This is a genomic window from Leptolyngbya sp. UWPOB_LEPTO1, from assembly GCF_017302695.1.
GTDB lineage: Bacteria > Cyanobacteriota > Cyanobacteriia > Leptolyngbyales > Leptolyngbyaceae > Leptolyngbya > Leptolyngbya boryana.
The window spans coordinates 41,334-50,854 of sequence record NZ_JAFLCJ010000031.1; the positions used below are offsets into that span (position 1 = coordinate 41,334).

Here is a 9,521-nt window from a genome sequence, read left to right on the forward strand (position 1 = left end):
GTGAGATTCAATACTCTACTAGATGAGCAGTCTTGACATTTTTTGCAAGTTTCAATTTCTCCAACAGTCGAATCGTCAACCATATCAGATCCACTTCCCACCAGCGCTTGCCAAACTGCGCCGAAGCTTGATAAGCATGATGATTGTTGTGCCATCCTTCTCCAAAAGTCAGCAATGCTGCCCACCAGCAATTCGTCGATCGATCATTGACCGCATAGTTCCGATAGCCAAAAGTATGACATGCACTATTGACAAAGCACGTACTGTGAAAGCCAACAAACAATCGCGCAAAAATTCCCCAAACTACGAAGGGCATTCCACCGAGACCATAAAGCAAAACAGCTAATGCAATCTGTAAAGCAATGTAGTGCTTGTGGCAAAACTGATAAAACGAATCATGAGCAATATCTTGGGTGAATCGATGCAGTTCTGAATGAGATGGAACCTCGTGCATCAGCCAACTGATATGACTCCACCAAAATCCCTGAGTCGAATCATGTGGATCACCAGTCCGATCTGCAAACAAATGGTGCATTCGATGATAGCCGACCCAACCCTTCACGGCTCCTTGACCTGCCAATGTGCCACACAAGATAAAGAAGTATTCTAACCATTTGACCGTTTTGAAACTGCGATGCGTTGCTAAGCGGTGGAATCCTAAAGAGATTCCTAGCCCGATCGTCAGCCAATGCAAGAATAGAGCAACTCCAACGGCTGACCAACTAAAATAAGCGGGAGACAGTGCAAGTAAGGCTCCTAAATGCAAGAAAACAACAACAGTAATTACAGTCCAACGAGGACGTGGAGAAGTCAAACGGACATCGGTCATGAATTTTGCTCAAACGGTTTGGATAAAATCAGCGTGATCACTCAGCACGATTGCGCTCTGTGGCTTCTAGTTGAAACTCACTCCAACGGTGCCGCACTTGTTTATAGCAATCAGCAGGAGAGACTTTTAGGTTTTGCAGTAGACTGACCTGAACTTCGCGATCCCGTCTCGCCAGAAGCACGATCGCTTGAGTTGGGTCATACGTCGCGATTGCCTCGTGAATCGCAACCCCAGCTTGGCTATCAACTTCAAGCATTCGCAAATATAGCTCGACTTGTGCCTGCGCGACGAACTCCTGCTCAAAGACTACAGAATCAATACTCAAATTCATTGAAGCATTGATCCGATTCGTAATCTTGCAGGTTACTAGTCCTCGCCCTAGTCTCAAATAGCCATTCCAGCTAGTGAACCCTATCTGCAAAAAATTCTGCTGAATAACCAGATCTTGCCAGTGATCAAAATGCGATCGCAAATCATAATGTTGAAACCTCATCAACTTCCCCTGAACTGCAAAATAGGGAAGCAAATCCGTTTTAAGAAACTAAGAACCATCATCATCCGTACCTCGCAGATGAAACACAACAGACATACCTCTTAAAGAGGCGCTATGCATCGGCGGGCATCCTGACTCAAAGAACACAGTTCTTATCACAGTTGCGGGACAGCGTCGGGTTTGCACCGAACTTTCCCCCTTGCGTCTAATGGCTGATTCCCATCAGAACCGATACTCATCTAGAGAGTAGCACGATCAAGCAAAATTAGACTCATCTTTGCCGCACTTCACCCACTCAAACTGGATTGAAAATGAGCCAATCATCATAAATAGTTTACTAAAGTAGTCTCTGAAGGCTCTCACATTTTGCACAGATCCACATATCGGTTACATTCCATGTTGTTGACGAGAATACCAAATCGCTAGTTAGCCGTCCTATTGTTCGCTGATCTAAAAAGCCGCGATTCCTCAGAACCGTTGCCTCTGAGCGATCATGTCGCGTAAAACTCTAACGCTATGCCCGATAAAGATGAGACTCGTTCAGAAATTAAACTATCAAGTTGACCATTAAAACGAAACACACGATCGCTCATCCACGCGCAACACAGATTCTTGCTGAAATGCCTGTTTATAAGCGGCTCGAATCTGATCAATCTTCTTGCTACTCTCAACATTCATCGGATACAGTAGCGTCAAAAGTTGAGAGTTTTCTGCCACAACCTTACCCTGCGAATTCCGATATTGCCCCTTCGCGGCTACCCTTGTCAGTCCTTCAGGAAATAACGGAGTCACAACGCGATCGACAAATTGCTGAAATTCAACCTGAGTCACTTCTGAGCGATCTGGTTTCGCGAATCCAAAAAATAACTCTGTTCGCATAAAAGCCTTGCCATGCGGTCGCAACTGGCAAGATTGATCCACAGATTCATCAACCTTTGCGAAAACCAGCAGCGGCACAATCAGCCCGACTGCCACTCCTAAAATTAAGTGGAATCTAGATTTCATCACATCAACCTCAAATTCTCTGCTCTCTCACGTTGAAGTGCAATTCTTCATGCAATCGCTCGATTTTTAAAACCTCGAAAAATCGATAGCTTGAATCGATCTCTGAGTGGGAATACTGAGACAAACCGATGGCAAACGGATAATAGGGAGCATGTGGCGCAAGCTAGATAATATCGTTCTAAATATCAGAACCTACGCCGATCTGAGTCCTGACCTCAGCATTCGACGACAGATCAATCAGGCAATGCGAACTCGCCCCACTCGCACATCCGAGGATTGGTATCGCTCATTTTGGCAACCGCTTTCAATTTCTCAAGATCTGGCAATTTTCGTTTATCAGCAAATGGAAGCGTATTCCGGGTTGCAATTCGCAAAAATTACCCCAAGCGATCGCTTAACCGAGGATCTTCAACTGCCTTTGGTCTGCTGGTTCGATTGGGAATGTACCTTATGTGAGGACTTTCACGATCGCTTTGGCATTGAAATTCGCGATCGTTTGGATATTGGTATGCTGCATACCGTCCGAGATCTTGTTATATTTCTGAATCAGCAACTTTTATCGGTCAATTGCTGATGCCTGATTCATATCCGCGCAATCTCGTGGGTTACGGACAAAATCCACCCCATCCCCAATGGAAAGATCAAGCCAGAATCGCAGTTCAATTTGTCATCAACTACGAAGAAGGCGGCGAGAACTGCGTCCTCCACGGTGATCCCGCCTCGGAAGCGTTCTTGTCAGAAATTGTTGGCGCGGCTCCCTTCCAGGGAATGCGCCACATGAATATGGAATCTTGTTACGAATACGGCAGCCGTGCCGGATTTTGGCGGTTATATCGCATGTTTACATCACGCAGAATTCCAGTCACCGTCTATGGTATCGCTATGGCATTAGAGCGAAATCCCGAAGCCGTTGCTGCGATGAAAGCCGCAGATTGGGAGATTGCCAGTCATGGGTACCGCTGGATTGAATACAAAGACTTTTCAGAAGAAGCTGAACGAGAGCATCTCAAATTAGCGATCGACATTCACACCCGTGTCACAGGCAGTCGCCCACTTGGTTGGTACACCGGGCGCAGCAGCGAACATACCGACAAACTTGTAATTGAGGAAGGCGGCTTTCTCTACAGTTCTGACAGCTATGCCGATGATCTCCCGTACTGGGTCAATACCGACCAAAAGCCGCATCTGATCATCCCGTATACGTTGGACAACAATGATATGCGGTTCGCCACGTCTCAAGGGTTTAACTCTGGCGATCAGTTTTTTGCCTATCTTCGTGATGCGTTTGACGTGCTTTATGCAGAAGGTGAAACTGCACCAAAAATGATGAGCATTGGCTTACACTGTCGCTTAGTTGGACGACCTGGACGAGCCGCTGCACTGATGCGATTTTTGGACTATGTGCAGCAGCACGATCGCGTTTGGCTCTGTCGTCGAATTGATATTGCTCGACACTGGCACGAACATCACCAACCGAAATAACCCAGAACGCGGATGCCTTCCCGTTCAAAATTGATTACTGTGTTACTATCGAAGTCAAAGCGTAATCATAATGAGTCCGTTTAAGGAGCTAATGGAATGACACAAGCGATTGACCGGATGCAGTTGGACAATCCACAAGAATGGGATTTATCTGATTTATATCAAAACTTCAGCGATCCAAATTTCTCTCAAGATTTAGAGTCGTTGCAGCAACAAGCCAGCGAGTTTAGGGATGCACATCGCGGCAAGGTGAAAGATTTGAGCGCCGATCAATTAGCAGAGTGTTTTAAAACATTAGAAGCGATCGCTGAAAAATCCGGCTATCTCTATGCGTTTCCTTCGCTCATCTTCTCCGCCGACACCCGCAATACCGAAGCCAAGCAATTTCTAGATAAAGTCATGGAAGCGCTCACAGGCGTTGAAAATCAGCTTCTTTTCTTTGATCTCGAACTGCAAAAATTAGATGCTGCCAAATTTGAAACCCTACAAAAAGCTTCTACCCTAGCAACCTATCAGCATTATCTCAATCGCATTGCGAAGTACCGACCCCACACGCTCTCTGAAGAAGTTGAACAAACCCGCAACCAAGATAGCTTAACGGGACGACAAGCATTTATCCAACTGAGATCAGTTCACCTGGGCGAACAAGAATACGAACCTGTCACGACTCCCGATGGTCGTATCGTCAGCACCGAATCAGAACTGAGTGCATTGCTCTATCACCCCGACGCAGAAATCCGAACCGCAGGCTATCAATCTGTTCGGAAAGTGATGAAACAGCATAATTCGCTGTATGCTTACATTCTGAATTCCGTAGCACAAGATCACAAGATCGAAAACCAGATGCGCGGCTATGAATCTACTTTGCAGAAGCAACTGCTAGCAGATGAAGTATCTGAGCCTGTATTTCGAGCGATTATGCAGGGTACAGGCGATCGCTTTGATCTTTTCCAGCGCTACTACACCCTAAAAGGTCAAGCGCTAGGACAGAAAATCCGCACAACCGATCTTTATGCGCCTTGGGGAACTGAAGCAACCCCACCCGTCACCTACAAAACAGGAGTCGAAACGCTACTTTCTGCATTAGATCAGTTTGATCCAAACTATGCCCGTCGAGCAGAAGAATTCTTCGTGAAAAATTGGGTCGATGCAAAAGTCCGACCTGGCAAACGCGGTGGTGCATTCTGTTCCTACACCTACGGCAAACACAGCTATCTACTGATGTCATACACTGATGACTACAATTCGTTGTTCACCCTAGCACACGAAATGGGTCACGGATTGCATTTTGCTTGGATTGACGATCGACAAACCTACTTCAACAGCAATCCTCCAATGGTGCTAGCTGAAATCGCATCAACATTCAATGAATTGCTGTTGCTAGACTATCTGCTGAAACAAGCTAAAGACGATAAGGCTTTGACGAAATCATTGATCACACGACAACTTGAAGATCAGTTAAATCTATTATTCCGGCAAAGCACAATTAGCCGCCTGGAGCTAGCTGTTCATGAACGTGCCGCTCAAAGCAGTTTTGATCACTCCTTTGTCAACGAAGAATGGATGAAATTGTATCAAACTCTTTGTGGTGATGCAGTTGAAGTTCTGCCTGAACATCAATACGATTGGGCAAGAATCGGACATATCTACTTCAAGCCCTTCTACTGCTATCAGTACACAGCATCAAACATTGTGAGTCTTGCTTGTTATCAGAAGTATCTCGAAGTTGGGAAAGACTTTATTCCTGGGTATTTAGAGCTACTTGCCGCAGGTGGCAGCCTAGACCAAGTGACTGCACTGCGTCAGTATGTTGGCGTTGACATTGAAGATCCCGCAACAATCCGGGGAGCTTTAACCTATGTTGAGAATCTACTAGATCAGTTGCAAGCTAGCCTGTAAATGACTTAAACAAAGAGGCTCCAGTGAATTACAGTTCACTGGAGCCTCTCAGAATTTATCCAGCTCTGTCAACTGCTACTTATGCCGAATATTGTTATATAATTCCGCATACTCTTTAGCTGATTCCGTCCAAGAATAGTCATACTTCATTCCCTGAATCGCCAACTGATTAAAGACCTGCCGATTCTGTCCCCAAAGATCAAAAGCTCGTCCCATCGCGGACTCTAAGGCATAGTTATCCTTGTCATAGAATACAAATCCGTTTCTCTCTTCAGGTGGGTGATTTTGATCATAATCATGATCGAATACCGTATTGATCAACCCTCCCACGCCTCGAACAATCGGCACAGTTCCATACTTCAAACTGATCACCTGTGTCAGACCACAAGGCTCAAAGTTACTCGGCACAACAATCATATCTGAGCCTGCATAGATTAAGTGCGATAACTCCTCATTGAATCCAAGCTCAATATGACAATCGGGATTATTATTCAGAAACTCTTTCTCATGTCTGAACCATTTGTCGATCGACGACTCCGTTGCCGATCCTAATAAAACATACTGTGCCCCTCTTTCTAAGGCATAGTAAATCGAATGATGCACCAAATGCACCCCTTTTTGATCATCTAATCGTCCAATGAAACAGACGATCGGCTTATCTGAATCTTCTAACAACAATCGCTCTCGCAGAGCCTTTTTGTTATAAGCCTTTTGATCAAATGTTTCCGCCGAGTAATGATAAGGCAGATATCGATCGTTCTCAGGATTCCAGAAGCCATAATCCAATCCATTCAAAATTCCAGAGAACTTATCTTGATGGACTTCTAAAGTATGTCCTAATCCATAGCTCACATCTGTATGTCGAGCTTCCCAGGCATGATGAGGTGAGACAGTTGTTACTGCATTTGCATAAACAATTCCACCTTTCATAAAATTGATCGAAAACGGATTAAAGTTATCTCTCAATTTGTCATAGCTGAAATAGTATTCAGGTCGTCTCAACTGCACTGCTTCGAGAACTTGCGTCCCCGCAAATCCTTGATGCTTAAAGTTATGAATCGTATAGCAAACTCGCTGATTTGCCATTCCGTGATACTTATAAATCTCGAATAGCATCACCGGAACCAAGCCCGTTTGCCAATCATGACAATGAATCACATCAGGTCGCTTATTACTTTGAAGCAAAAACTCTAATGCCGCTTTGCTAAAGAATGCAAACCGCATGTTGTCATCATCGCAACCGTAATAGACTCCTCGATCGAAGTAAAAATCTTCCGAATGCGGCTCAATAAAGAAACAAACCCGACCATGCACCCAGCCGCAATACACCGAACAATGAACCCACCCATCAAACCAGGGGACATATAAATCTCGATATGCATCGTGCAGCCCCCAGATATGGTCGTACCGCATGCAGTCATACTTAGGCAGAATCAACTCTACACAATGCCCTTGATTCTCCAATTCCCGGCTCAGACCATAAACCACGTCCCCCAAACCGCCCGCCTTAATCACTGGCGCACACTCGGAGGCAATTTGCACAATATACATTTCTATCCCCCTAGTTAACAAAAATTCATTTTTTGATGTCTTTATTCAATACGTAACCTTGATTTTTTGCAAGTCGCCTCAAAACTTAAACCTCTTTTGAGAACGTCTGATCTAAGATCTGACCCTACAGACTCAAGGATCTCCCCATGGCAAACACGCTGACGACCTCTAGTTTCCCACCGATCTGCGGTTCGGAAATCTCCTATTCCTCTGATCCCGTTTTCCTTCCCACCACAAATCTCCGCCTTGACTCTATCCAATCCGCCTTCGCTTGTGCCCTCCACATGCACCAACCCACGATCCCCGTAGGCAGAAACGGCGAATTGATCAGCAATCTCCAGCATATGTTCGAGCATCCAAACGATGGCGATAACCACAACGCGGCTCCCTTCGCTTGGTGCTATAGCCGTATAGGAGAATTTATTCCTGAACTGGTTTCTCAAGGCTGCAATCCCCGCATTATGCTCGACTATTCTGGTAATCTCCTCTGGGGATTTCAGCAAATGGGGCGTGACGACATTTTGAATCATCTCAAGCGAATTACCTGCGATCGCGAATTTCAACCCTACGTCGAATGGCTCGGAACGATGTGGAGTCATGCCGTTGTCCCTTCTACGCCCATTCCTGACCTGAAACTCCATATCCAGGCTTGGCAACATCATTTTGCATCCATCTTCGGCGACGAGGCTCTCAAGCGTGTCAGAGGCTTCTCTCCCCCAGAAATGCACCTCCCAAATCACCCCGACACACTCTTTCAATACATTAAAGCCTTAAAAGAATGTGGTTACCAATGGCTGCTTGTCCAAGAACATTCTGTAGAATGTCTCGATGGTTCGCCCCTACCTCATGACCAGAAATACATTCCTAATCAACTGGTCGCGCGCAATTCAAATCACGAAACAATCTCAATTACTGCATTAATCAAAACTCAAGGTTCAGATACAAAATTAGTGGCTCAAATGCAGCCTTACTTTGAGGCAAAAACACGATCAAAACAACAACTCAATCACACCCAAATTCCATCTTTAGTTTCCCAAATTGCTGATGGTGAAAATGGCGGCGTAATGATGAATGAATATCCGCGTGATTTCTTTCGCATTTACCACGAAATCCGAGATTCCGGCAATAACAATTCAGGCATTGTTGCAATCAATGGAACTGAATATTTAGAGCTACTTGAAGCATCAGGTATTAGCCCCAACGACTATCCAAAAGTTCAAGCCGTCCAACAACACAAAATCTGGCGACGAGTTGATCATCATGCTGAAACTGTAGAGCAAGCGATCGCGAATCTCAAACAAAATGACGATCGCTTTCACATTGATGGCGCTTCTTGGACAAATGATCTCAGCTGGGTAAAAGGCTATGAGAATGTTCTAGAACCGATGACAGAACTAAGCGCATTGTTTCATCAAATTGATACTAGTCATCCTCATTATCAAGAAGCTTTACTCTATAACTTGTTGCTTCAAACAAGTTGCTTTCGATATTGGGGACAAGGAGCATGGACGGATTACGCACGTGAGATTTATCGCAGAGGTAAGTCTGTATTAAGCTAGCAAAAAGCGATCGCAGAGGTGCGATCGCTTTTCATTTCAAACTACTTTTTCTAAGCCGGAACTGCAACAGGTTCTTCTACATCTTCCATCTCTTCTTCTTTTACTTGATCGAGATGTATATCAATGACTGTCATCTGCAAGCCTGCTCTTGGCACGTTTCCATTGCTTGAAATGAATGGATTTGGCTCAACTGCCCCAGTACAAATAATCAACGACCCTTTCTTCAAATATGGCAATACTCGCCAAGCTGTCGATTTCTCCCAAATGCTCAAAGACACTGTAAAAGATTCTTCCCGATTGCGAGACTTCCGAACATAGATTGTTGCTTCTGCAACTTTCGCTTCTCTACCATCTTTAAGCGTTACTGTTTTCACGGTTGCATCAGCCGCTAAATTGCCGCTAACAATCCATTGATTGAGTCCAGCACTCGACATGAAAAATCTCCAGCTTTAAATCGTGTTTAGCAAATAAACTTTGTAGAACCATAGTGCCCGTCTTCTCTCAAAATTTTGCTATCCAGCGGATTTAAAGTTAAAAACGCGCTCTAAGAAAAATCTTAAAGCACGTTTTCTTTCTAATGATACCCTGGCGGTTAGCTATTTTGACAGGAGGCTACCCTCCAACTATCGTCGCCGCAAATGCGTTTCACCACTCAGTTCGGGATGGATGAGTGTGGGTCCACATCGCCATCACCACCAGGAAA

Annotated in this window: 9 protein-coding genes, 1 rRNA gene and 1 riboswitch; of the genes, 4 read left to right on the forward strand and 6 right to left on the reverse strand. The window is 44.9% G+C overall.

Translation table 11 applies throughout. The annotated features are described in order from the left end of the window. Positions 1–7 precede the first annotated feature (7 nt). The 3 genes from J0L70_RS28360 to J0L70_RS28370 all read right to left on the reverse strand — a co-directional run bounded on the left by J0L70_RS28360 (position 8) and on the right by J0L70_RS28370 (position 2,327). Positions 8–829, reverse strand: a complete 822-nt coding sequence (locus J0L70_RS28360; RefSeq protein WP_017291172.1) for an acyl-CoA desaturase — start codon at positions 827–829, stop codon at positions 8–10. Positions 830–866: 37 nt separating this feature from the next. After that, entirely contained in the window at positions 867–1,322 is a 456-nt protein-coding gene (locus J0L70_RS28365; protein ID WP_287456765.1) for a hypothetical protein, read from the reverse strand. Positions 1,323–1,426: 104 nt separating this feature from the next. Next, positions 1,427–1,570, reverse strand: a riboswitch (cobalamin riboswitch). A gap of 319 nt (positions 1,571–1,889) precedes the next feature. Then, positions 1,890–2,327, reverse strand: coding sequence for a DUF3574 domain-containing protein (locus J0L70_RS28370; RefSeq protein WP_287456766.1), 438 nt, complete (start codon positions 2,325–2,327; stop codon positions 1,890–1,892). A 151-nt stretch (positions 2,328–2,478) separates the two neighbouring features. Between J0L70_RS28370 and J0L70_RS28375 the strand changes: the two genes are divergently transcribed. From J0L70_RS28375 to J0L70_RS28385, 3 genes are all read left to right on the forward strand, one after another. Continuing rightward, positions 2,479–2,901, forward strand: a complete 423-nt coding sequence (locus J0L70_RS28375) for a hypothetical protein (protein WP_268179526.1) — start codon at positions 2,479–2,481, stop codon at positions 2,899–2,901. Beyond that, positions 2,901–3,809 carry an allantoinase PuuE gene (gene puuE / locus J0L70_RS28380; protein ID WP_268179524.1) on the forward strand — a complete coding sequence of 303 codons (909 nt, stop codon included), beginning with the start codon at positions 2,901–2,903 and terminating at the stop codon, positions 3,807–3,809. The genes J0L70_RS28375 and puuE overlap by 1 nt, the downstream gene beginning before the upstream one ends. Positions 3,810–3,905: 96 nt before the next feature. Further along, on the forward strand, positions 3,906–5,708 hold the full coding sequence (locus tag J0L70_RS28385) for a M3 family oligoendopeptidase (protein WP_287456769.1): 1,803 nt from the start codon (positions 3,906–3,908) through the stop codon (positions 5,706–5,708). Between the two features lie 75 nt (positions 5,709–5,783). On the opposite strand, the gene glgA is transcribed toward J0L70_RS28385, so the two are convergent. Further along, positions 5,784–7,259 (reverse strand): glycogen synthase GlgA, encoded by a 1,476-nt coding sequence (gene glgA / locus J0L70_RS28390; protein WP_268179520.1) that lies wholly within the window; start codon positions 7,257–7,259, stop codon positions 5,784–5,786. A gap of 146 nt (positions 7,260–7,405) precedes the next feature. Between glgA and J0L70_RS28395 the strand changes: the two genes are divergently transcribed. Beyond that, positions 7,406–8,818 carry a polysaccharide deacetylase family protein gene (locus J0L70_RS28395; RefSeq protein WP_287456770.1) on the forward strand — a complete coding sequence of 471 codons (1,413 nt, stop codon included), beginning with the start codon at positions 7,406–7,408 and terminating at the stop codon, positions 8,816–8,818. Between the two features lie 50 nt (positions 8,819–8,868). Here J0L70_RS28395 and J0L70_RS28400 read toward each other — a convergent pair whose 3' ends face one another. Both J0L70_RS28400 and rrf read right to left on the reverse strand, forming a co-directional pair. Beyond that, on the reverse strand, positions 8,869–9,252 hold the full coding sequence (locus J0L70_RS28400) for a single-stranded DNA-binding protein (RefSeq protein ID WP_017291181.1): 384 nt from the start codon (positions 9,250–9,252) through the stop codon (positions 8,869–8,871). Positions 9,253–9,401: 149 nt separating this feature from the next. Continuing rightward, positions 9,402–9,518 (reverse strand): 5S ribosomal RNA (gene rrf / locus J0L70_RS28405). Positions 9,519–9,521: the final 3 nt, after the last annotated feature.

Bases quoted from the DNA above. Each gene is read 5' to 3' on its own strand.
- J0L70_RS28370 (WP_287456766.1), bottom strand. From the start codon at position 2,327: ATGAAATCTAGATTCCACTTAATTTTAGGAGTGGCAGTCGGGCTGATT.
- glgA (WP_268179520.1), bottom strand. From the start codon at position 7,259: ATGTATATTGTGCAAATTGCCTCCGAGTGTGCGCCAGTGATTAAGGCG.
- puuE (WP_268179524.1), top strand. From the start codon at position 2,901: ATGCCTGATTCATATCCGCGCAATCTCGTGGGTTACGGACAAAATCCA.
- J0L70_RS28385 (WP_287456769.1), top strand. From the start codon at position 3,906: ATGACACAAGCGATTGACCGGATGCAGTTGGACAATCCACAAGAATGG.
- J0L70_RS28365 (WP_287456765.1), bottom strand. From the start codon at position 1,322: ATGAGGTTTCAACATTATGATTTGCGATCGCATTTTGATCACTGGCAA.
- J0L70_RS28360 (WP_017291172.1), bottom strand. From the start codon at position 829: ATGACCGATGTCCGTTTGACTTCTCCACGTCCTCGTTGGACTGTAATT.
- J0L70_RS28375 (WP_268179526.1), top strand. From the start codon at position 2,479: ATGTGGCGCAAGCTAGATAATATCGTTCTAAATATCAGAACCTACGCC.
- J0L70_RS28400 (WP_017291181.1), bottom strand. From the start codon at position 9,252: ATGTCGAGTGCTGGACTCAATCAATGGATTGTTAGCGGCAATTTAGCG.
- J0L70_RS28395 (WP_287456770.1), top strand. From the start codon at position 7,406: ATGGCAAACACGCTGACGACCTCTAGTTTCCCACCGATCTGCGGTTCG.